This is a genomic window from Streptomyces sp. NPDC002403, from assembly GCF_053593015.1.
The window spans coordinates 250,534-271,519 of record NZ_JBSFBQ010000001.1; the positions used below are offsets into that span (position 1 = coordinate 250,534).

Here is a 20,986-nt window from a genome sequence, read left to right on the forward strand (position 1 = left end):
TCGATATCAGTGAATCCGTGATGCAGTTCCTTCTCGCGTTCATCGTCGTCATCCCGCTCGTCGGTGCCGTGGCCGCCCTGCTCCCGGCCCCGCCCGGGCTGAGGGGATCCGGTCCCGACCAGGCCGTGCTCCGCCACGGCGTGACCGTGACCGGTGCGGTCCTGGTCGCCGCGATCGTCCTCGCCGCGGGCTTCGACCACGACCACCCGTCGAAGATGCAGGCCACCACCGACATCAGCTGGATCCCGGCGCTCGACGTCCGCATCCATCTCGGCATCGACGGCATCTCGCTCCCCCTTCTCGTGCTGACCGCGCTGCTGACCTTCCTCTGCGCGCTCTACAGCTACTTCAAGCTGCCCGCGGGCCCCTCCCCGAAGGCCTTCGTCGCTCTCCTGCTCGTCCTGGAGTCCGGCACCCTCGCGACCTTCGCCGTCCTCGACCTGCTGCTGTTCTTCCTGGCGTTCGAGATGGTGCTCATCCCGATGTACTTCCTCATCGCCCGCTGGGGCGGTGCGCAGAGGCAGGCCGCCGCCTGGAAATTCATCCTCTACACACTGCTCGGCTCGGTCGTCATGCTGCTGGGCCTGCTCCTCGTCGGACTGAAGAGCGGCACCTTCGACATGGTGGCACTCGCCACTGACAACGGCCGTGGGCTCACCACGTCCGTGCAGGTCATCGCCGTTCTGGCGATCGGTGTCGGGCTCGCCGTGAAGACCCCGATGTGGCCGCTGCACAGCTGGCTGCCGGACGCCCACACCGCGGCCCCGACCGTCGGCTCGGTGCTGCTCGCGGGCGTCCTGCTGAAGATGGGCACGTACGGATTCGTCCGCATCCTGCTCCCCATCACCCCCGACGGGATGCACACCTTCGCGCCCTACCTCGCCGCCTTCGCGGTCGTCGGCATCATCTACGGATCGCTGGCCTGCCTGGCGCTGGTCCGCCCCGGCTCCAAGGGCGACCTCAAGCGCCTGATCGCGTACTCCTCCGTCGGGCACATGGGCTTCGTGCTCCTCGGCATCGCGAGCATGACCCCCACCGGAGTCAACGGCGCGCTCTTCGCCAACATCGCCCACGGCCTCATCACCGGCCTGCTGTTCTTCCTGGTCGGAGCGGTCAAGGACCGGTACGGAACCGCCGACCTCGACACCCTGTCCGGAGCCACCGGGGCCGCGCTCTACGGCCGGGCACCCCGCCTCGGCGGCCTCCTCGCCTTCGCCGCCGTCGCGTCCCTGGGCCTGCCGGGCCTCGCCGGATTCTGGGGCGAGATGCTCGCCCTGTTCGGCTCCTTCGACCCCGCCGACGGCCTCAGCCGGCCCGCCTTCCTCACCTTCATGTCGATCGCCGCGTTCGGCACCCTGCTCACCGCCGCGTACATGCTCATGGTCGTACGCCGGGTCTGCATGGGCGAGAAGCGCGAGGAGCCGCAGCTCGCCGACGTCCAGACGTACGAGTTCGCCGCCTGGACCCCGCTCGTCGCGCTCACCGTCCTCGCCGGCCTGTGGCCCGCCGTCCTCCTCGGCCTCACCGACCCGGCCGTGCAGAAGCTCCTCGCAGGAGGCAAGTCGTGACCCCAGCCGTCGCCACCGCGGGCGCCGCCGCCCCGGACCTCGTCACCACCGCGGCCGAGAGCACCCCCAGCCTCATCCAGTCCGTCGACTGGCTCGCGATCGCGCCCCCGGTCGTCGTCGCGGCGATGGCCCTGATCGTCCTGGTCACCGACCTCTTCCTGCCCGAGCGGCGCAAGCCGCTCCTCGGCGCGCTGACCATCGCCGGCCTCGTCGCCGCACTGGCCCTCCTCGTCCCGCTGCGCGACGGCGACCACTCCACCTTCTGCGTCGACGCGGCCGCCACCGGACCCGGCTCCGCAGGAGCCTGCAGCTACACCGCCGACCACTTCGCCCTGGTCATCCAGGCCCTCGTGCTCGGCGGTGCCCTGCTCACCGCGCTGCTCTCGCTCGGCGACACCCGCAGGCTCCCCGCCGGCGAGTTCTGGTTCCTGCTGCTGGCCTCCGCGTCCGGTGCCGCGCTGCTGCCCGCCGCCCGCGATCTCGCCACCCTCGTCGTCGCCCTCGAAGTCGCCTCGCTGCCCGCCTTCGCGCTCGTCGGCATCAAGCGCGGCGACCGGCGGTCCTCCGAGGCCGCCCTGAAGTTCTTCCTCTCCTCCGTCGTCGCGACCGCCGTCATGCTGCTCGGCGTCAGCTTCGTGTACGCGACCACCGGCACCCTGCACCTCACCGAGATCGCCGCCCGGCTGGACGACGTGCCCGGCCGGTTCGACACCCTCGCCCAGGCGGGCGTCGCCCTCACCCTGGTCGGCTTCGCGTTCAAGACGGCCGCCGCGCCCTTCCACTTCTGGGTCCCCGACACCTACGTCGGCGCCCCTCTGCCGATCGCCGCCTACCTCTCGGTCGTCGGCAAGGCGGTCGGCTTCTCCGGCCTCATCCTCGTCACCGTGATCGCCTTCCCGGCGTACGCCGACGTCTGGGGACCGGCCCTCGCCGTCCTCGCCGCGCTCACCATGACGATCGGCAACGTCGCCGCCCTGCGCCAGAACGCCGGCCGGGCCCGCAGCGCGGTGCGCCTGCTCGCCTGGTCGTCCGTCGCCCAGGCCGGCTACCTCCTGGTGCCGATCGCCTCCGCCGCGTACTCCAGCGACGAACACATCGGCTCCACCGTCGCGTACGCCCTCATGTACGCCGTGGTGAACCTCGGGGCCTTCGCGGTCGCCGCCCTGGTCGCCCGTACCAGCCCCGGCAACCGCATCACCGATTACCGCGGCCTGTACGCCACCCGCCCGCTCGCCGCCCTGGCGATGGCCTTCTTCCTGCTCTGCCTGGCCGGTCTGCCGCCCGGCATCATCGGCCTCTTCGCCAAGGTCACGGTCTTCTCCGCGGCCGTCGACGCCGGACTCGGCTGGCTCGCCGTCGTCATGGCCGTCAACGTCGTGATCGCGCTCTACTACTACCTCCAGTGGACCGCGACGCTCTTCCGCGCCCCGGCGGAGGCCTCGCAGGAGGCTCCGGCGTCGGCCCGCGAAGACATTCCGGCGGACGGCGCCGTACCCGCCCCCACCAGGCACGGAGCCCCAGCCTCCGTCACCGTCGCGATCGCGCTCACGGCCGTGGCCGCAGTGGTGCTGTCGGGCGCTCCGCAGACGGTCCTCCGGTTCGCCGCCGTCAATCTCTTCTGACATACCGAAGATCGGTTTGCCCGGGACGGTCCGTACAGGGCATGGTCTTGCCCGCACACCCCCCACACGTACGCATGACAGAGGAGCAAGAGCGGTGCTGAACGGGTTCAAGGACTTCATCCTGCGCGGAAACGTCATCTCCATGGCCATCGGTCTGGCCGTCGGAGCGGCGTTCACCGCGGTCGTCACGGGATTCAGCACGGCCTTCATCACCCCGCTGATCGGCCTCGCCACCGGCTCCGTCGGAGACTTCAGCTCGGCGGAGTTCTCGGTCGAGGGCGCCATCTTCCCGTACGGGAAGTTCCTCGCCGCCGCCATCGCGTTCCTGATCACCGCCGCCGTTCTCTACTTCTGCGTGGTCGTGCCCATGGCGAAGGTCCAGGCCCGCTTCACCAAGGCCGAGAAACTCGACATCAAGGCCGCCAAGCGCGACTGCCCCCGCTGCTACACCGAGATCCCGGCCATCGCCTCCCGCTGCGCCCACTGCACCAGCGAGATCAAGCCGGAGCCCGAGGCCCTGGAGGTCGCCGGACTCCCCGCCCAGCGCTGAGTCACGCCGGGGCGGACCGGCACACGTACCGCCACTGACCCGTACGGCCCAGAGCCCGATCCGGCCACAAGCGCCGGACAGGCCCGGCCGTGCGGCGGTGCGCACAAGGGAACTAGCTCCTCTCGCCTGGCGTTGACCGGTACGGGAGGCTCCACTGGGGGAGTGGAGACCACCAAGCAAAGGGTTCCCCTGCCGCACCACTTGGAGGGCGTACCGTGCACCGCCGGCACAACGGGCTGAGAACCGCCGTACTCCTCGGGGGACTGTCCGCACTCATCATCGTCATCGGAAGCTTTTTCGGACGTACGGGACTGATCGTCGCGCTCCTCGTAGCCGTCGGTACCAACGCCTACGCGTACTGGAACAGCGACAAGCTGGCGCTCAGGGCCATGCGGGCCCGGCCCGTCAGCGAGTTCGAGGCGCCACAGCTCTACCGCATGGTCCGCGAGCTCTCCACCGCCGCCCGCCAGCCCATGCCCAGGCTCTACATCTCCCCGACACAGGCACCCAACGCCTTCGCCACCGGCCGCAACCCGCGCAACGCCGCGGTCTGCTGCACCGAGGGCATCCTGCAGATCCTGGACGAGCGGGAGCTGCGCGGCGTCCTGGGACACGAGCTGAGCCATGTCTACAACCGGGACATCCTGATCTCGTCCGTCGCCGGAGCGCTCGCCTCCGTCGTCATGTTCCTGGTCAATTTCGCCTGGCTGATCCCGGTGGGCCGGTCCAACGACGACGAGGGCCCGGGAATCCTCGGGATGCTGCTGATCATGATCCTCGGCCCGGTCGCGGCCTCCGTCATCCAGCTGGCCGTCAGCCGCTCCCGGGAGTACGAGGCGGACGCCTCCGGCGCCCAGCTGACCGGCGACCCGCTGGCCCTGGCCAGCGCCCTGCGCAAGCTCGACGCGGGAACGAAACAGCTCCCGCTGCCCCCGGAGCCGAGGATCGAGACCGCGAGCCACATGATGATCGCGAACCCGTTCCGCCCCGGCCAGGGCATGTCCAAACTGTTCTCGACGCACCCGCCCATGGCGGAGCGCATCGCCCGGCTGGAGCAGATGGCGGGCCCCCGCCGCTGAAGCGGGCCTCGCCGGGACCCGTACGACGAGCGGCCCCGGACTCCTCGTCCGGGGCCGCTCGCGTCGTTCAGCGGGCGCCGAAGGCCTCGTCGCTCGGGACCACCTCGCGGCCCAGCGGCATCAGCGAGATCGGGATCATCTTCAGGTTCGCCCAGCCGAAGGGGATGCCGATGATCGACACGAACAGCGGGATGCTGGTGATCAGGTGCCCCAGTGCCAGCCACCACCCGGCGAAGACGAGCCAGATCACGTTCCCGACGAAGGACGGCGCCCCCGCGTCGGGCCGTTCCACCGTCGTCCGCCCGAACGGCCACAGCACGTAACCGGCGATCCTCAGGGACGCGATGCCGAACGGGATCGTCACGATCAGCACGAAGCAGATGATCGCGGCGACGAGGTAGCCGAGGGCCATCCAGAACCCGCAGAACACCACCCACAGGATGTTCAGGATCAGCTGTATGAGCTTCATGGTCACTCGCCTTCCGGGGGTGTTGCCCGTCGTCGCCCTGCATGGTCAGTATCGGCCCAGGTCACGGAGAGGAGTAACCGGAGCGGGCCCGTGGAGTGACCGCCCCGCCGGCCACGCCCGAGTGCCGGTGCCGTCATTCACCATGAACGCAGGAACGGCACCGAGCAGTTGCCCGCAGCCGCCGAGAAGACCGCCCGGCACGTGAGGAACACCTCCTCCGGGCCCCGGGGGCGCCGCGCGCGCAACCACGTCACGGGCAGGGGCGTCCTGGATTCCAGGAACGAGTGATGGGTAGGTTCGCACGCATGAGCATTATCGGATGGATCATTCTCGGACTGGTGGCCGGAGTCATCGCCAAGGTCCTGCTCCCGGGCCGCGACCCGGGCGGCCTGGTCGGCACCACCCTCATAGGGATCGTCGGCGCCTTTCTCGGCGGCTGGATATCGTCGCGCTTCCTGGACCGCCCCATTTCCAACGACTTCTTCGACATGGCCACTTGGGTCGCCGCCATCGGTGGTTCGCTGATCCTGCTGATCGCCTACCGGCTACTGTTCGGGAACTCCCGCGAACGCCACTGAGGCCCGTCGCCGAAGCCGCCCAGCCCGGTCTCGCGCAGGGTCAGATTGAGCCGGCCGCGGCTCATCCCCGACGCGGGACCGGCGGTCCCGGGACAGACCTTCGGCACGCCGTGGAACGCGAAACGTGACGGCCCGCCGAAGACGAACAGATCGCCGGAGGCCAATTCCACGTCCGTATAGGGCTTCCCGCGGTTCTCCGTGTTGCCGAAGCGGAAGACGCAGGTGTCGCCGATGCTGAGCGACACCACCGGAGCACCGGACCGCTCCTCCTTGTCCTGGTGCATGCCCATCCGCGCCGCCCCGTCGTAGAAATTGACGAGCGCGGTGTCCGGCGCGTACGCCCGTACCGGGCTCTCGTCCCCGTACGCCGCCGCCAGTGCCTCGCGCCCCAACGCCGCCAGCCAGCCGGGAAATTCGGCCACCCGCGCACCGTTCACGTCGTCGGCCGTGCGCGAATAGCGGTACGGCTGCCAGTGCCACCCCACACAGACCGTCTGCACGGACATCACCCCGCCGCCCGGCAGGACCGTGTGCCGCAGTGGCACGGGCCCGCGCGCCCATTCCCGGCAGGCCGCCACCAACTCCCGCTGCCGCTCCGGCGGCAGCCACTCGGGCACATGCACGGCCCCCGGCGCGACGACCGCGCGAGGCCTCGGGAAGAGCCCGGACATCTCAGCGCACCGCCAGGGCGCCTTCCAGCCCCAGGAGCCGCTCCTTGCGCTCCAGACCGCCCGCGTAACCCCGCAGCGCCCCGTCCGCGCCGATGACCCGGTGGCACGGACGCACGATCAGCAGCGGATTGCGCCCGATCGCCGTCCCCACGGCCCGTACCCCCGCCGCCGAGGTGCCGACGCGGTCGGCGATCTCGCCGTACGACACGGTCTCCCCGTACGGGACGGTGTCCAGGGCGGCCCACACCCGGCGCTGGAAGTCGGTGCCCACGCCGTCCGCGTACACGATGTCGAAGCGGGTCAGCCGTCCCGCGAAGTACTCCCGCAGCTGGGCGGCGATCCCCGCGAAGGCCTCCGGAGCGTGGACCCACCCGTCCTGGACGGCCGCGGCGCCCTTCTGGCCGGGCAGCGAGAGCGAGGCGAGCGCCGGTCCGCCGGTGGTCTCCTCGCCGACCAGCAGCAGTTCACCCAGCGGGCTGTCGACCGTTGCGTACATGGTCATGACTCGTCCCTTTCCTGCGTGTCACGCCGGATGCGACCCGATCGTCGCCCGACACGGACAAGTCTGCGTGCCTCGCGCCGACGTGACCGGCGGTTTTCGGACATCGCACCCCGGGTGCGGAGCGGTGCGTCCCGCTCCGCACACCGAAGGGGCGGGACCTACCGGTAGTTCACGAACTGCACGGCGAAGTCGAAGTCCTGGCCCTTCAGCAGCGCCTGCACGGCCTGCAGGTCGTCCCGGCTCTTCGAGCTGACCCGCAGCTCGTCGCCCTGGACCTGGGCCTTGACGCCCTTGGGGCCCTCGTCGCGAATGATCTTCGCCACCTTCTTGGCGTTCTCCTGGGAGATGCCCTCCTCGATGGTGGCGAAGATCTTGTACTCCTTGCCGGACAGCTGCGGCTCGCCCGCGTCCAGCGACTTCAGCGAGATGCCCCGCTTGATCAGCTTGGACTGGAAGATGTCGAGGATCGCCTTGACCCGCTCCTCGCCGTTCGCCTCCATCAGGATCTTCTCGCCGGACCAGGCGATCGAGGCGTTGGTGCCCTTGAAGTCGTAACGCTGCGAGATCTCCTTGGCGGCCTGGTTGAGGGCGTTGTCGACCTCCTGCCGCTCGACCTTCGAGACGATGTCGAAACTGGAGTCGGCCATGACGTGTGGCTCCTTGTATCGGGGATGCGGAAACGGGGGGTGCATACGGACGGCGGCAGGCCTGTCGGCCCCGCGACGCCGATCAAAGCCTAGCCACCCGCGCCCGATCGGGCCGCTGATCAATCCGGTGGCGAAGCACCCCTGGGCATCGGGTATCGTTTACGTCGTTGCCACGGAGCACCGCCGAAAAGCGGGTCTCACGGCAGCAAACCCCGGCGGTGTGCCCGAGTGGCCAAAGGGAGCAGACTGTAAATCTGCCGGCTCAGCCTACCCAGGTTCGAACCCTGGCGCCGCCACATGGTAAGGCCCCTGTCTCAGACAGGGGCCTTCTTTGTTTTCTGCTGCGAGGGGCCGTGAACATGGAATCCGTACTGGTCAGCGCCTGCCTGCAGGGTGTGCCCTGCCGCTTCGACGGACGCGGCAAGGACTCCGACGCGGTGACCGCGGCCATCGGCGACCGCCGCCCCGTGGCCTTCTGTCCCGAGGTCTCCGCCGGACTCCCCACCCCACGCCGCCCCGCCGAGATCACCGGCGGCGACGGCCATGACGTGCTGGACGGCCGCGCCCGCGTCGTCGACGACACCGGGCACGACGTGACGGCGGAGTTCGTGGACGGCGCGGAGCGGGCCCTGGAGGCCGCGCGCCGGACCGGCTGCACCGAGGCGCTGCTGATGGCGCGCAGCCCTTCCTGCGGACGCGGAACGGTCTACGACGGTACGTTCACGGGCGCGCTCCACGAGGGCGACGGCGTCACCGCCGCGCTGCTGGAGCGCCACGGCATCACCGTCCGCCCGGCGCCGGGCGCCTGACTCCGAGCGGCCCCGGCCCGGTCAGTTCCCCGCGACGTCCTTCACCGCGACCGACACCGGCACCTTCCCCGAGATCAGCTCCAGCGTCAGCCCCGCTGTCGCCGGGGTCTCCAGCAGCTCCAGCAGCGCCGCCGCCACGTCGTCGCGCGGCACCGGCCCCCGACCGGTCGACGCGGTCAGCAGGACTTCCCCCGTGCCCGCGTCGTTCGTCAGCATGCCGGGGCGCAGGATCGTCCAGTCGAGCGCGGACCTGGAGCGCACATACGCGTCCGCGGCGCCCTTGGCCCGCAGATACGCGTCGAAGACCTCGTCGCCCGGATGGTCGGGGTCGGCGCCCATCGACGAGACCACGACGTAGCGCCGTACACCCGCCCGTTCCGCCGCGTCCGCGAACAGCACCGCCGCCCCGCGGTCCACCGTCTCCTTGCGTGCCCGGCCGCTGTCCGGGCCCGCGCCGGCCGCGAACACCGCCGCGTCGGCGCCCCGCAGCACCTGCGCCACCTCCTCCACGGAGGCGGATTCGAGATCCAGGACCACCGGCTCGGCACCCGCCGCCCGGAGGTCCTCGCCCTGGTCCGGATTGCGGATGACGCCCACGGCTTCGTCCCCGCGCGCGGCGAGCAGCCGCTCCAGCCGCAGCGCGATCTGACCATGTCCACCTGCGATGACAATGCGCATGCTCACGACCGTACGCCGCGAGGGCCCACCGCGCTCAGGGCCCGCCGCACGGACCGGAATCCGGCCTTCCCTGGCGGGGCAGATCGAGGGCGACGACGGCCTCGGATTCGCAGTACTCGCGCACCGCGCTGGTCCGCGCCACCACCCGGCCGCGATGCACCACGATCCGGCTGTACGCGAGCGAGAGCACGCCCGGGAGCTGCTCCCCGCGCACGGCCAGCAGCTCGGCCGGGAAGCCCGCCTCGACCCTGATCCCGGGCAGCCCCGTCGCCGCCCTGGCGACCGAGGACACCGCCTCGTAGGCCTCCGTGGCGGGCAGCCCGTGCTGCGAGGCGAGCAGATAGGCGGCCTCCAGGGGGTCGCCGCGGCCCACGGGGTTCACGACGTCCCGCAGCGCACCGCTGCCCGCCGCGACCCGCACCCCCGCCGAGCGCAGCAGCCGTACGGGCGCGGTACCCCGGTCCTCCGCGCCGCAACAGCCGCCCTGCGGGAGGCAGATGACCGTCACCCCGGCCGCGGCCAGCTGGTCGGCGGCGCGGCCCGCGGCCTGCGGGGGAAGCCGGGAGAGGCCGGCGCACGGGCCGAGGGAGACGCCGGGCCGCAGCCCTCCGGCCATGGCGGCCAGCCGGCCGAGCCGGGCCGGATCGTCGCCGTCCGTGTGCAGGTCGACCGGGCAGCCCTGCTCGGCGGCGACCTCCAGGACGGCCTCCGCGTACCCCGCCGGGTCCGGATCGAGGTCCGGGCAGCCGCCGACCGCGTCGGCCCCCATCTTCACCGCGTCGCGCAGCATCGCCAGGTTGCCGGCGCCCGCGACGCCGGTGAGCAGCCGGGGCACGGCGACCGTGCTCAGATCGGCCAGACCGTGCAGCGAGCGGCGCGCCTGGAGCACGGCTTCGAGCGAGGCGAGGCCCTGGACGTCCCCGATCCGCACGTGCGAGCGCAGCGCCGTGGCGCCGTGCCCGAGCTGCAGCAGGGCGGCCTCGGTGGCGCGGCGGCGGATGTCCTCCGGGCGGTGCGACACCGGTCCGGGGTCGTCGGGCCCGGTGCCGCCGGCGGTGAGCGCGGTGTCGCTGTGGGCGTGGGGGTCGGCGGGGGCGGGGAGCAGCAGATAGCCGCGCAGGTCCAGCCGCGGACCGGGTGCGGCCAGGCTGCCCGCGGTGCCGACGGCCTCGATGCGGCCGCCGCCGAGCCGTACGTCCACGACGCGGCCGTCGGCGAGACGGGCGTCGCAGAGCACCAGGCCGGTCCCGGCCGGGTCGGCGCTGTCGGGGCTGCTGGTCGGTCCGGCCGCGTCCGCGGCGTGGTCGTCCGGCTGCCACGGCTGGCTGTCGGGCATCGCGCTCCAGGGAAGGGGGGCAAGATCACGCAGAGTGAGTCGAGCCTAGGGGCGTGTTCGGCCGGGTTCGAGGAGGAGCGAAATAGTCGTACCGGTGTGGCCCTGGGGGTGCGTGGGGCGGGGACGCACGACCGTGGCGGCGGTGCCCCGCGGGAGGGCCGAGGCGCTGCTCAGGCGGCCGACGGGCGGTCCCGGGGGCCCTCGGCCGGGGGATCGGCGGGGTGCCGATCAAGGCCGGTGGACGGGGCTCCGAAACGGATTTGGGCGATCGGCGAGAGACCGTGTAATGTCTTCATCGCTCGCCCCAATAGCTCAGTCGGTAGAGCGTCTCCATGGTAAGGAGAAGGTCTGCGGTTCGATTCCGCATTGGGGCTCTGGTGATCGGGAAACCCCGCTTCGGCGGGGGGACTCATTCATCAAAGCGGTGTAGCTCAGTCGGTAGAGCAAGCGGCTCATAATCGCTGTGTCACCGGTTCAAGTCCGGTCACCGCTACTTACGGTAGCCGATTGTGGGGTCGGTCCTTCGATCGGCTACTCTTTTTTGCGTTCATCCGTCCATCCGTCCGTCCAAGGAGCACTCACGTGGCTGCCACCGACGTCCGCCCGAAGATCACGCTGGCCTGCGTGGAGTGCAAGGAGCGGAACTACATCACCAAGAAGAACCGGCGCAACAACCCGGACCGTCTTGAGATGAAGAAGCACTGCCCGCGCTGCAACTCGCACACCGCGCACCGCGAAACGCGCTGAATCAGGCTCGTACACGAGGCCGTCCCCTTTGGGGGGCGGCCTCGTGTCGTTGTATGAAGGCTGTTCTTCGGCCTGTTCATCTTTCATCAGGAGGTAGCGAGCCCATGGCGCTCGACCAGTCCTTCGTCGGACGGACCTATCCGCCCACCCCGCCGTACGAGGTCGGCCGGGAGAAGATCCGCGAGTTCGCCGAGGCGGTGGGCGACCCGAATCCGGTGTACGTCGATCCCGAGGCCGCCAAGGCGTTCGGCCACAGCGATGTGATCGCGCCGCCGACCTTTGTCTTCTCGATCACCTTCAAGGCCGCCGGGCAGGTGGTGCAGGATCCGCAGCTGGGCCTGGACTACAGCCGGGTGGTGCACGGCGACCAGAAGTTCGTCTATGTGCGGCCCGTCCGGGCGGGGGACCGGCTGACGGTCACCTCGACGATCGAGGGCATCAAGTCCTTGGCGGGCAACGACATCCTGGACGTCCGCGGCGAGGTCCACGACGAGTCCGGTGAGCACGTGGTGACCGCGTGGACGAAGCTGGTGGCGCGCGCCGCCGAGGAGGCGTGATGACGGCGAAGGTCGCATACGAGTCGGTCGAGGTCGGTACGGAGCTGCCGGCGCAGTCCTTCCCGGTGACCCGGGCGACGCTGGTGCAGTACGCGGGTGCCTCCGGTGACTTCAACCCGATCCACTGGAACGAGAAGTTCGCCCGCGAGGTCGGGCTGCCGGATGTGATCGCGCACGGCATGTTCACCATGGCCGAGGCGATCCGGGTGGTCACCGACTGGGTCGGTGACCCGGGTGCGGTCGTCGAGTACGGGGTGCGGTTCACCAAGCCGGTCGTCGTGCCGAACGACGACGAGGGCGCCCTGATCGAGGTCAGCGCCAAGGTCGCCGCCCTGCTGGACGACAAGCAGGTGCGGGTGGACCTCACGGCCATGAGCGAGGGCAAGAAGGTGCTGGGCATGTCCCGCGCCGTGGTGCGGCTCGGCTGAGGCCGTACCGCGCGGGAGGGACGAGGGGCACGGTCCATCGGGCCGTGCCCCTCATCCGTGCCCGCGGGCCGGTTGACCAAGTTAGTGATTGACTACTAACTTACCCGCATGGCAAGGATGAGTGCGGAAGAGCGGCGAGAGAGTGTCATCCGTGCGGCGATCGCCGAGTTCTCCCGCGGCGGGTACGGCGGCACCTCCACCGAGGTGATCGCCAGGCGCGTCGGTGTCTCGCAGCCCTATCTCTTCCGGCTCTTCCCCAATAAGCAGGCGATGTTCCTCGCGGCCGTCGAGCGGTGTTTCGCGGACACCCGGAAGGTCTTCGCCGAGGCCGCGGAGGGGCTTGAGGGCCATGCGGCGGTGAAGGCGATGGCCGTCGCGTACCAGCGGCTCATCGTCGACGACCCCGACAAGATCCAGATGCAGATGCAGACCTACGCGGCGGTCGCGAGCGCCGACGCCTCCGGGGAGCGGGAGCTGGGTGACGCGGTGCGCGCCGCCTGGCTGGGGCTGTGGGACGACGTCCACCTCGCCCTGGGTGCCGACTCCAAGGAGACGACGACGTTCCTCGCGTACGGGATGCTCGTCAACACGCTGGCCTCGCTCGGCTTCCCGTCCGGGCACCGGGTCTGGTCGGGGTTCTACGACGAAGCCAGGCCGATCGCCTGAACAGTGCGACCCGGGTTCCGCCCGGTTTTCTGCCCAAAGAAGTTAGTCATTGATAACTAACCCCCAGGGGGAGCAGTGAACCAGCACACAGCAGGCCGCTCGGGAGCGGTCTGGGCCCTCGTCATCACCGGCGTCGCCGGATTCATGGCGGCCCTCGACAACCTCGTCGTCACCACCGCCCTGCCGTCCATCCGCAAGAGCCTCGGCGGCGAGCTGCCCGAGCTGGAATGGACGGTGAACGCCTACACCCTCACCTTCGCCGTCCTGCTGATGCTCGGAGCGGCCCTCGGCGACAGATTCGGCCGCCGCCGGCTCTTCCTCGCCGGGCTCACCGTCTTCACCGGCGCCTCCGCCGCGGCCGCCCTCTCGTCCGGGATCAACGAGCTCATCGCCTTCCGGGCGGTCCAGGGCGTGGGTGCCGCGATCATGATGCCGCTGACACTCACCCTGCTCACGGCCGCAGTGCCGCCCGCCCGCCGCGGCGCCGCGCTCGGCATCTTCAGCGCCGTCACCGGGCTGGCCGTGGCCAGTGGGCCCCTGATCGGCGGCAGCCTCACCGAGCACCTGTCCTGGCAGTGGATCTTCTGGCTGAACGTCCCGGTCGGCGTGGCCCTGCTGCCGCTGGCCCGGCTGCGCCTGACCGAGTCGTACGCGCCGGGCGCACGGCTCGACATCCCCGGCACGCTCCTGGTCAGCGGCGGACTGTTCGGCATCGTCTACGGCCTGGTCAACGCCAACTCCGACGGCTGGACCAGCCCCACCGTCCTCGGCGCGCTGATCGCGGGCGGAGCGCTCGTGGCCGGCTTCATCCACCACGGCTTCCGCGCGAAGCGCCCCATGCTGCCGATGCGGCTCTTCCGCGACCGCGCGTTCTTCGGGATCAACATGGCGAGCATGCTGATGTTCCTGGGCATGTTCGGCTCGATCTTCCTGCTCAGCCAGTACTTCCAGGGCGTGCTGGGCTACTCGCCCACCGAGGCGGGCCTGCGGATGCTGCCCTGGACCGGAATGCCCATGCTGGTCGCGCCCGTCGCGGGGATACTCTCCGACCGGTTCGGCGGCCGCCCGGTGGTCGTGGCCGGGCTCGCGCTCCAGGCGGCCGGCCTCGCGTACTTCGCGATGATCATCGCGCCCGACGCCTCGTACGCCTCGCAGCTGCCCGGCCTGATCGTCGGCGGGGTCGGCATGGCCCTGTACTTCGCACCCGCCGCCAGCCTCGTGATGTCCAGCGTCCGGCCCGAGGAGCAGGGCATCGCCTCCGGCGCCAACAACGCCCTGCGCGAGGTCGGCGGGGCCCTCGGGGTCGCCGTGCTCGCCACGGTCTTCTCCTCGCGGGGCGGTTACGGCTCCGCGCGCGCCTTCACGGACGGGACCGTTCCGGCGGTCTGGATCGGCGCCTCGGCGGTGGCGCTGGCCGCCGTCGTCGCCCTGCTGATCCCGCGCCGCCGCAGTACTCCGGCCCCGGAGTCCGCGACGGCCGGGAAGCCGGTCCCCGTCGCCGCGTGAGCCGCGGTTCACCCCTGCGGTCCGTGCCCCGCCCGAGCGGTGGGGGCACGGACCGTACCCTTGTCCCCGTGCAGGAACTCCATGACGCCCCCCTCGCCCCCCTGACCACCTTCCGGCTGGGCGGCCCCGCCTCCCGCCTCCTCACGGCGACCACCGACGCCGAGGTGATCGAAGCCGTGCGCGAGGCCGACGGGAGCGGCACCCCGCTCCTCGTCATCGGCGGCGGCAGCAATCTGGTCATCGGCGACAAGGGCTTCGACGGCACCGCCCTGCGCATCGCGACCGAGGGCTTCGCGCTGAACGGCACGACGCTGGAGCTCGCCGCCGGCGAGATCTGGACGGACGCCGTGGCCCGTACGGTCGAAGCCGGCCTCGCGGGCATCGAGTGCCTGGCCGGAATCCCGGGCTCCGCGGGTGCGACACCGATCCAGAACGTCGGCGCGTACGGCCAGGAGGTCTCCTCCACCATCACGGAGGTCGTCGCCTACGACCGGCACACCGAGGAAACGGTCACCATCCCGAACGCCGACTGCGCGTTCTCGTACCGGCACAGTCGCTTCAAGGCCGAACCCGACCGTTTCGTGGTGCTGCGTGTCCGCTTCGAGCTGGAGGACGCGGGCGGTCTCTCCGCGCCGCTGCGGTACGCCGAGACGGCTCGCACCATGGGCGTCGAGCAGGGCGAGCGGGTGCCCGCCGCGTCCGCCCGCGAAACGGTGCTCGCGCTCCGCGCCGGCAAGGGCATGGTGCTGGACCCGGAGGACCACGACTCCTGGTCGGCGGGCTCCTTCTTCACCAACCCGATCCTGGAGGAGGCGGAGTACGAGGCGTTCCTCGCCCGCGCCCAGGACCGGCTCGGCCCCGGGACGACGCCCCCCGCCTTCCCCGCGGACGGGGGACGCGTCAAGACCTCGGCGGCCTGGCTCATCGACAAGGCCGGTTTCACCAAGGGGTACGGCACCGGACCGGCCCGTATCTCCACCAAGCACACCCTCGCCCTCACCAACCGCGGCGAGGCGACCACCGAGGACCTCCTCGCCCTCGCCCGCGAGGTCGTCGCCGGAGTCCGCGAGGCCTTCGGCGTCACGCTCGTCAACGAACCGGTGACGGTCGGCGTCAGCCTGTAGGGCCCATCGGTACGCCGCTCAGTACGCCACGCCCACGCCCTGCTTCACCGACGCCGGGTCGTCGACCAGCGCCAGCATCGCGTGCGCCACATCGGCGCGCGAGATGCTCCGGCCGCTGCGCGGAGTGCTGCCGACCACCGTGCGGTACGTCCCCGTCAGCGGCCCGTTCGTGAGCTTCGGCGGCCGTACGGACGTCCAGTCCGCCGTGGACCGGGCCAGCGCGGCCTCCATCCGTGTCAGGTCCGCGTAGACCTCCTTGAGGATCGCCCCGATCGCCTTGCGGGCCAGCCGGTCCGGCAACGGGTCGTCGGCCGGACGGGGGCCGACCGGGGCCGCGCTGACCACCAGCAGCCGCCGCACCCCCTCGGCCTCCATCGCCGCCAGCACCGCCCCGGTGAGCCGCTCGGCGACCCCGTCCGCCTTCCGGCCGCGCGAGCCGAGTGCGGAGAGCACCGCATCGCGGCCCGCGACCGCCTCGCGCAGCGCTTCCGGATCGTCCACGCGCGCGACCGTGTGGACCTGCACGTCGGAGAGCGGGACGGGCAGCCGCGCCGGGTCGCGGACCACCGCCGTCACCTGGTGGCCCGCCGCCAGCGCCTGGCGGACGATCTCCTGACCGACGCCGCCCGTCGCGCCGAACACCGTGATCCTCATTGCGCACCCTCCCAGGGTGAGTAAGTATTCACTCACCCATAGAGTGAGTGGATACTCACTACCTCGTCAAGCTTCGCTGGAGTGCACATGGAGCAGAAGCCGGCCCGCGTCCGCATCATCGACGCCGCCCATCAGCTGATGCTCACCATCGGCCTGGCCCGCGCCACCACCAAGGAGATCGCCAGAGCCGCGGGCTGCTCGGAGGCCGCGCTCTACAAGCACTTCGCGAGCAAGGAAGAGCTGTTCGTGGTCGTGCTCAAGGAACGGCTGCCCAGGATCAACCCGCTGCTGGAACGGCTCGTAGCGTCCCCGGGGGCGGGGGAGCGCACCGTCGAGCGGAACCTCACCGAGATCGCCCGCCAGGCCGCGCTCTTCTACGAGCAGAGCTTCCCGATCGCCGCCTCGCTGTACGCCGAACCCAGGCTCAAGGAACGCCACCACGAGGCGATGAGGGAGCTCGGCACCGGCCCGCACATGCCCATCCGGGGCCTGGACGCCTATCTGCGCTCCGAGCAGGCGGCCGGCCGGGTGCGCTCCGACGCGGACACCTACGCGGCCGCGTCGCTGCTGCTCGGGGCCTGCGCGCAACGGGCGTTCGCCTACGAGGCCACGGCCGACGGGACGCCCCCGCAGCCCCTCGACGAGTTCGCCGCGTCCCTGGCGAGGACGCTGATGCGGGGTGTCGGCGCGTAACCGCTCGCCTTCTAGTCCGCGGGCTTCGCCAGCCAGTCGTCGACGCCCGCCAGCAGCTCCGCCCGGACCGGGGCGGGCGCGGCCGAGCCCCGTACCGACTGCCGGGCCAGCTCCGCGAGCTCCTCGTCCGTGAACGCGTGATGGCGCCGCACGAGGTCGTACTGCGCGGCCAGCCGGGAACCGAAGAGCAGCGGATCGTCCGCGCCCAGCGCCATCGGCACCCCGGCCTCGAACAGCTTGCGCAGGGGTACGTCGGCGGGCTTCTCGTAGACGCCCAGCGCCACGTTCGACGACGGGCAGACCTCGCAGGTCACCCGGCGCTCCGCCAGCCTGCGCAGCAGCCGCGGGTCCTCGGCGGCCCGTACCCCGTGTCCGATCCGGGCCGCGTCGAGATCGTCCAGACAGTCCCGCACGCTGGCGGGGCCGGACAGCTCACCGCCGTGCGGCGCCGCCAGCAGCCCGCCCTCGCGGGCGATGGCGAAGGCCCGGTCGAAGTCCCGGGCCATCCCGCGCCGCTCGTCGTTGGAGAGCCCGAATCCGACCACGCCCCGGTCCGCGTACCGCACCGCGAGCCGGGCGAGCGTCCGGGCGTCCAGCGGATGCTTCATCCGGTTCGCCGCGATCACCACCCGGATCGGCAGCCCGGTCCCGCGCGAGGCGCTGTCCACCGCGTCCAGGATGATCTCGATCGCCGGGATCAGCCCACCGAGCAGCGGGGCGTACGAGGTGGGGTCGACCTGGATCTCCAGCCAGCCGGAGCCGTCCGCGACGTCCTCCTGGGCCGCCTCGCGCACCAGCCGCTGAATGTCCTCGGGCGCCCTGAGGCAGGACCGGGCGATGTCGTAGAGCCGCTGGAAGCGGAACCATCCGCGCTCGTCCGTGGCCCGCAGCTTGGGCGGTTCGCCGCCGGTCAGGGCGTCGGGCAGGTGCACGCCGTACTTGTCGGCGAGTTCGAGCAGGGTCGTCGGCCGCATCGACCCGGTGAAATGCAGGTGCAGGTGGGCCTTGGGCAACAGCCGTACATCACGCTCCATCCCAAGATCCTGCCGCACACGTGGGGTCGAGCGGTAGCCGCTTTCCCCATCGGGTTGACGCCCGAACGCAGAAGCGACCCCCGGCCGGGCGCCGGGGGTCGCTTCTGCTGAATCCAGTACCTGTCAGGCCTTGGCCTCGCCCAGCAGCTTCTGGATCCGCGAGACGCCCTCGACGAGATCCTCGTCGCCCAGCGCGTACGAGAGGCGGAGGTAGCCCGGCGTGCCGAAGGCCTCGCCCGGCACGACCGCGACCTCGGCCTCGTCCAGGATCAGCGCCGCCAGCTCGACGGAGGTGGCCGGGCGCTTGCCGCGGATCTCCTTGCCGAGCAGCTCCTTCACCGAGGGGTACGCGTAGAACGCGCCCTCGGGCTCCGGGCACAGCACCCCGTCGATCTCGTTGAGCATCCGGACGATGGTCTGCCGGCGCCGGTCGAAGGCGGTACGCATCTCGGCGACCGCGTCCAGGTTCCCGGAGACGGCGGCCAGCGCGGCGACCTGGGCCACGTTGGAGACGTTGGACGTGGCGTGCGACTGGAGGTTGGTCGCGGCCTTGACGACGTCCTTCGGGCCGACGATCCAGCCCACCCGCCAGCCGGTCATCGCGTATGTCTTGGCGACGCCGTTGACCACGATGCACTTGTCGCGCAGCTCGGGCACGATCGCGGGCAGCGAGGTGAACTTCGCGTCGCCGTAGACCAGGTGCTCGTAGATCTCGTCGGTCAGCACCCACAGGCCGTGCTCGACGGCCCAGCGGCCGATCGCCTCGGCGTCGGCCTCGCTGTAGACGGCACCGGTGGGGTTCGACGGCGAGACGAACAGGACGACCTTCGTGCGCTCGGTGCGCGCCGCCTCCAGCTGCTCCACCGAGACCCGGTAGCCGGTGGTCTCGTCCGCCACGACCTCCACCGGGACACCGCCGGCCAGCCGGATCGACTCGGGGTAGGTGGTCCAGTACGGGGCGGGGACGATGACCTCGTCGCCCGGGTCGAGGATCGCGGCGAACGCCTCGTAGATGGCCTGCTTGCCGCCGTTGGTCACCAGGATCTGCGAGGCGTCGACCTCGTAGCCGGAGTCGCGCAGCGTCTTCTCCGCAATGGCGGCCTTGAGCTCCGGAAGGCCTCCCGCCGGGGTGTAGCGGTGGTACTTCGGGTTGCGGCAGGCCTCGATCGCGGCGTCGACGATGTAGCCGGGGGTCGGGAAGTCGGGCTCACCGGCACCGAAGCCGATCACCGGACGGCCGGCGGCCTTGAGGGCCTTGGCCTTGGCGTCGACGGCGAGAGTGGCGGATTCGGAGATCGCACCGATGCGGGCGGAGACCCGGCGCTCGGAGGGGGAAGTTGCAGCGCTCATGGCCCCCATGGTCCCAGACCGGAATCCCTGTCGGCGCAGGGGTTTCAGGGACCGGACACGACTCGGACAGCATGCGGACAACATGCGACCAGGAGCGGTCGGGAGCTATCTGTTCGACGCCGGGCCGCTGAACACGTACACTCACCTGTCGTTGGCCTTCACCAGCCGCACCGTTCCTGCACCGGAACCATCCGGGAAGATGCGGTAGGTTGGTGGAAACCACAAAGGGTCGTAGCTCAATTGGTAGAGCACTGGTCTCCAAAACCAGCGGTTGGGGGTTCAAGTCCCTCCGGCCCTGCTACACACTCCTTCGCCAGGATGTGTGCGCATGTACGTACTTCTATGCACCGCCGTGCGGCTCCACCGGGCGCGGCACGGCCATGACCCGGAATCAGGTGAGAAGCGTGACGGACGCCGTGGGCTCCATCGACATGCCTGATGCCGAGGATGAAGTACCCGAGTCGAAGAAGAAGACCCGGAAGGGCGGCAAGCGCGGAAAGAAGGGCCCTCTGGGCCGCCTCGCGCTGTTCTACCGCCAGATCGTCGCCGAGTTGCGCAAGGTCGTCTGGCCGACTCGTAGTCAGCTGACGACGTACACCAGCGTGGTGATTGTCTTCGTCGTCGTCATGATCGGTCTGGTTACCGTGATTGACTTCGGATTCCAGCGGGTCATCAAGTACGTCTTCGGCTGATCCCGCGGAGGGCGCCTCATGGGCGCCCCTTTCGCATGTTCCACCCATTTGTGATCCAGGAAGAAGCAGCCACCGTGTCTGACCCGAACCTGAACGACGCCGTCGAGCCGACGGCGGGCGCCTTCGAGTCCGCCGAGGACGAGCTCGACATCGTCGAGGCGGCGGACGCCGAGGAGCCGGACCAGGCCGAAGCTGCCGACGCCGCCGCTGGTGAGCCCGCCGAGCAGGCCGCCGTGAACGTCGAGGACGAGGACGAGGAAGAGGCCGCGGAGGCCGACGCCGAATCCGAGAGCGACGAGGACGACGAGGAGGAGGCCGAGTCGGCCGCCCCCGTCGACGCCGTCACCGCCCTGCGCGACGAGCTGCGTGGCCTTCCCGGCGAGTGGTACGTCATCCACACGTACGCCGGCTACGAGAAGCGCGTGAAGGCCAACCTGGAGCAGCGCGCCGTCTCGCTCAACGTCGAGGACTTCATCTACCAGGCCGAAGTGCCCGAGGAAGAGATCGTCCAGATCAAGAACGGCGAGCGCAAGAACGTCCGCCAGAACAAGCTCCCGGGCTACGTCCTGGTGCGCATGGACCTGACGAACGAGTCCTGGGGTGTCGTCCGCAACACTCCCGGTGTCACCGGCTTCGTGGGCAACGCCTACGACCCGTACCCGCTGACCCTGGACGAGATCGTCAAGATGCTCGCCCCGGAGGCCGAGGAGAAGGCCGCCCGCGAGGCCGCCGAGGCCGAGGGCAAGCCGGCTCCGGCCCGCAAGGTCGAGGTCCAGGTGCTCGACTTCGAGGTCGGCGACTCGGTCACCGTCACCGACGGCCCGTTCGCGACGCTGCAGGCGACGATCAACGAGATCAACGCCGACTCGAAGAAGGTCAAGGGCCTCGTCGAGATCTTCGGCCGCGAGACCCCGGTCGAGCTCAGCTTCGACCAGATCCAGAAGAACTAGCGGCTTCCGCCAGTTCCTGGACACATGCCTACCGAGCAGGTCAGACCGGCTGAGAAGCCCGTCTGACCTGCTCGGT

General features: G+C 70.6%; 24 protein-coding genes and 4 tRNA genes. 19 read left to right on the forward strand and 9 right to left on the reverse strand.

Annotated elements, in window-relative coordinates; genetic code table 11:
• The first annotated feature begins 20 nt into the window (after positions 1-20).
• The 4 genes from ACWCPY_RS01165 to htpX all read left to right on the forward strand — a co-directional run bounded on the left by ACWCPY_RS01165 (position 21) and on the right by htpX (position 4,819).
• Positions 21-1,568, forward strand: coding sequence for a complex I subunit 4 family protein (locus ACWCPY_RS01165; protein ID WP_451262402.1), 1,548 nt, complete (start codon positions 21-23; stop codon positions 1,566-1,568).
• The gene (locus ACWCPY_RS01170) at positions 1,565-3,190 is read left to right on the forward strand and encodes an NADH-quinone oxidoreductase subunit N (protein WP_451262228.1); all 1,626 of its coding nucleotides are present in this window, start codon (positions 1,565-1,567) and stop codon (positions 3,188-3,190) included. The genes ACWCPY_RS01165 and ACWCPY_RS01170 overlap by 4 nt, the downstream gene beginning before the upstream one ends.
• A 94-nt stretch (positions 3,191-3,284) precedes the next feature.
• Positions 3,285-3,740, forward strand: coding sequence for a large conductance mechanosensitive channel protein MscL (gene mscL, locus ACWCPY_RS01175; protein ID WP_451262229.1), 456 nt, complete (start codon positions 3,285-3,287; stop codon positions 3,738-3,740).
• 215 nt (positions 3,741-3,955) lie between these two features.
• A complete protein-coding gene (gene htpX, locus ACWCPY_RS01180) occupies positions 3,956-4,819 on the forward strand; it encodes a zinc metalloprotease HtpX (protein WP_451262230.1) in 864 nt (287 codons plus the stop codon).
• Between the two features lie 67 nt (positions 4,820-4,886).
• Here the strand turns inward: htpX and ACWCPY_RS01185 are convergent, their stop codons facing one another.
• Entirely contained in the window at positions 4,887-5,288 is a 402-nt protein-coding gene (locus tag ACWCPY_RS01185; RefSeq protein ID WP_388581837.1) for a YccF domain-containing protein, read from the reverse strand.
• Positions 5,289-5,593: 305 nt separating this feature from the next.
• Between ACWCPY_RS01185 and ACWCPY_RS01190 the strand changes: the two genes are divergently transcribed.
• The gene (locus tag ACWCPY_RS01190) at positions 5,594-5,866 is read left to right on the forward strand and encodes a GlsB/YeaQ/YmgE family stress response membrane protein (RefSeq protein WP_451262231.1); all 273 of its coding nucleotides are present in this window, start codon (positions 5,594-5,596) and stop codon (positions 5,864-5,866) included.
• On the opposite strand, the gene ACWCPY_RS01195 is transcribed toward ACWCPY_RS01190, so the two are convergent.
• The 3 genes from ACWCPY_RS01195 to ACWCPY_RS01205 all read right to left on the reverse strand — a co-directional run bounded on the left by ACWCPY_RS01195 (position 5,827) and on the right by ACWCPY_RS01205 (position 7,686).
• The gene (locus tag ACWCPY_RS01195) at positions 5,827-6,537 is read right to left on the reverse strand and encodes an alpha-ketoglutarate-dependent dioxygenase AlkB family protein (protein WP_451262232.1); all 711 of its coding nucleotides are present in this window, start codon (positions 6,535-6,537) and stop codon (positions 5,827-5,829) included. The genes ACWCPY_RS01190 and ACWCPY_RS01195 overlap by 40 nt on opposite strands.
• A gap of 1 nt (position 6,538) precedes the next feature.
• A complete protein-coding gene (locus ACWCPY_RS01200) occupies positions 6,539-7,039 on the reverse strand; it encodes a methylated-DNA--[protein]-cysteine S-methyltransferase (RefSeq protein WP_451262233.1) in 501 nt (166 codons plus the stop codon).
• A gap of 158 nt (positions 7,040-7,197) precedes the next feature.
• A complete protein-coding gene (locus tag ACWCPY_RS01205; protein ID WP_329818595.1) occupies positions 7,198-7,686 on the reverse strand; it encodes a YajQ family cyclic di-GMP-binding protein in 489 nt (162 codons plus the stop codon).
• 214 nt (positions 7,687-7,900) lie between these two features.
• Here ACWCPY_RS01205 and ACWCPY_RS01210 point away from each other — a divergent pair.
• Positions 7,901-7,982 (forward strand) — tRNA-Tyr (locus ACWCPY_RS01210).
• Positions 7,983-8,045: 63 nt separating this feature from the next.
• Entirely contained in the window at positions 8,046-8,495 is a 450-nt protein-coding gene (locus tag ACWCPY_RS01215) for a DUF523 domain-containing protein (protein WP_451262234.1), read from the forward strand.
• Positions 8,496-8,516: 21 nt separating this feature from the next.
• Here the strand turns inward: ACWCPY_RS01215 and ACWCPY_RS01220 are convergent, their stop codons facing one another.
• Entirely contained in the window at positions 8,517-9,173 is a 657-nt protein-coding gene (locus tag ACWCPY_RS01220; RefSeq protein ID WP_451262235.1) for an SDR family oxidoreductase, read from the reverse strand.
• Between the two features lie 34 nt (positions 9,174-9,207).
• Complete coding sequence (locus ACWCPY_RS01225) at positions 9,208-10,509, reverse strand: amidohydrolase family protein (RefSeq protein WP_451262236.1); 1,302 nt, start codon at positions 10,507-10,509, stop codon at positions 9,208-9,210.
• Between the two features lie 301 nt (positions 10,510-10,810).
• On the opposite strand from ACWCPY_RS01225, the gene ACWCPY_RS01230 reads away from it, so the two are divergent.
• The 8 genes from ACWCPY_RS01230 (at position 10,811) to ACWCPY_RS01265 (ending at position 15,537) form a co-directional block, all read left to right on the forward strand.
• Positions 10,811-10,883, forward strand: a tRNA-Thr gene (locus ACWCPY_RS01230).
• A gap of 46 nt (positions 10,884-10,929) precedes the next feature.
• A tRNA-Met gene (locus ACWCPY_RS01235) sits at positions 10,930-11,002 on the forward strand.
• Positions 11,003-11,091: 89 nt separating this feature from the next.
• Positions 11,092-11,256, forward strand: coding sequence for a 50S ribosomal protein L33 (rpmG, locus tag ACWCPY_RS01240; protein WP_003956487.1), 165 nt, complete (start codon positions 11,092-11,094; stop codon positions 11,254-11,256).
• Between the two features lie 104 nt (positions 11,257-11,360).
• The gene (locus ACWCPY_RS01245) at positions 11,361-11,813 is read left to right on the forward strand and encodes an FAS1-like dehydratase domain-containing protein (RefSeq protein WP_451262237.1); all 453 of its coding nucleotides are present in this window, start codon (positions 11,361-11,363) and stop codon (positions 11,811-11,813) included.
• Positions 11,813-12,241, forward strand: a complete 429-nt coding sequence (locus ACWCPY_RS01250) for a MaoC family dehydratase (protein ID WP_329818600.1) — start codon at positions 11,813-11,815, stop codon at positions 12,239-12,241. Before ACWCPY_RS01245 ends, ACWCPY_RS01250 begins: the two co-directional genes overlap by 1 nt.
• A gap of 117 nt (positions 12,242-12,358) precedes the next feature.
• The gene (locus ACWCPY_RS01255; protein ID WP_451262403.1) at positions 12,359-12,907 is read left to right on the forward strand and encodes a TetR/AcrR family transcriptional regulator; all 549 of its coding nucleotides are present in this window, start codon (positions 12,359-12,361) and stop codon (positions 12,905-12,907) included.
• Between the two features lie 75 nt (positions 12,908-12,982).
• On the forward strand, positions 12,983-14,413 hold the full coding sequence (locus ACWCPY_RS01260) for an MFS transporter (protein ID WP_451262239.1): 1,431 nt from the start codon (positions 12,983-12,985) through the stop codon (positions 14,411-14,413).
• Positions 14,414-14,427: 14 nt separating this feature from the next.
• The gene (locus tag ACWCPY_RS01265; protein WP_451262404.1) at positions 14,428-15,537 is read left to right on the forward strand and encodes a UDP-N-acetylmuramate dehydrogenase; all 1,110 of its coding nucleotides are present in this window, start codon (positions 14,428-14,430) and stop codon (positions 15,535-15,537) included.
• Positions 15,538-15,555: 18 nt separating this feature from the next.
• On the opposite strand, the gene ACWCPY_RS01270 is transcribed toward ACWCPY_RS01265, so the two are convergent.
• Complete coding sequence (locus ACWCPY_RS01270; protein ID WP_451262241.1) at positions 15,556-16,191, reverse strand: NAD(P)-dependent oxidoreductase; 636 nt, start codon at positions 16,189-16,191, stop codon at positions 15,556-15,558.
• A gap of 87 nt (positions 16,192-16,278) precedes the next feature.
• Here ACWCPY_RS01270 and ACWCPY_RS01275 point away from each other — a divergent pair, with 87 nt between their 5' ends.
• Positions 16,279-16,884 carry a TetR/AcrR family transcriptional regulator gene (locus tag ACWCPY_RS01275; RefSeq protein ID WP_451262242.1) on the forward strand — a complete coding sequence of 202 codons (606 nt, stop codon included), beginning with the start codon at positions 16,279-16,281 and terminating at the stop codon, positions 16,882-16,884.
• Between the two features lie 11 nt (positions 16,885-16,895).
• Here ACWCPY_RS01275 and ACWCPY_RS01280 read toward each other — a convergent pair whose 3' ends face one another.
• Together ACWCPY_RS01280 and ACWCPY_RS01285 are read right to left on the reverse strand one after the other, a co-directional pair.
• On the reverse strand, positions 16,896-17,918 hold the full coding sequence (locus ACWCPY_RS01280) for an adenosine deaminase (protein ID WP_451262244.1): 1,023 nt from the start codon (positions 17,916-17,918) through the stop codon (positions 16,896-16,898).
• 123 nt (positions 17,919-18,041) lie between these two features.
• A complete protein-coding gene (locus ACWCPY_RS01285) occupies positions 18,042-19,268 on the reverse strand; it encodes a pyridoxal phosphate-dependent aminotransferase (RefSeq protein WP_329818606.1) in 1,227 nt (408 codons plus the stop codon).
• A gap of 225 nt (positions 19,269-19,493) precedes the next feature.
• On the opposite strand from ACWCPY_RS01285, the gene ACWCPY_RS01290 reads away from it, so the two are divergent.
• The 3 genes from ACWCPY_RS01290 (at position 19,494) to nusG (ending at position 20,910) form a co-directional block, all read left to right on the forward strand.
• A tRNA-Trp gene (locus tag ACWCPY_RS01290) sits at positions 19,494-19,566 on the forward strand.
• 106 nt (positions 19,567-19,672) lie between these two features.
• On the forward strand, positions 19,673-19,960 hold the full coding sequence (gene secE, locus ACWCPY_RS01295; protein ID WP_072485564.1) for a preprotein translocase subunit SecE: 288 nt from the start codon (positions 19,673-19,675) through the stop codon (positions 19,958-19,960).
• A gap of 74 nt (positions 19,961-20,034) precedes the next feature.
• Positions 20,035-20,910 carry a transcription termination/antitermination protein NusG gene (gene nusG / locus ACWCPY_RS01300; protein WP_451262245.1) on the forward strand — a complete coding sequence of 292 codons (876 nt, stop codon included), beginning with the start codon at positions 20,035-20,037 and terminating at the stop codon, positions 20,908-20,910.
• Positions 20,911-20,986 lie beyond the last annotated feature (76 nt).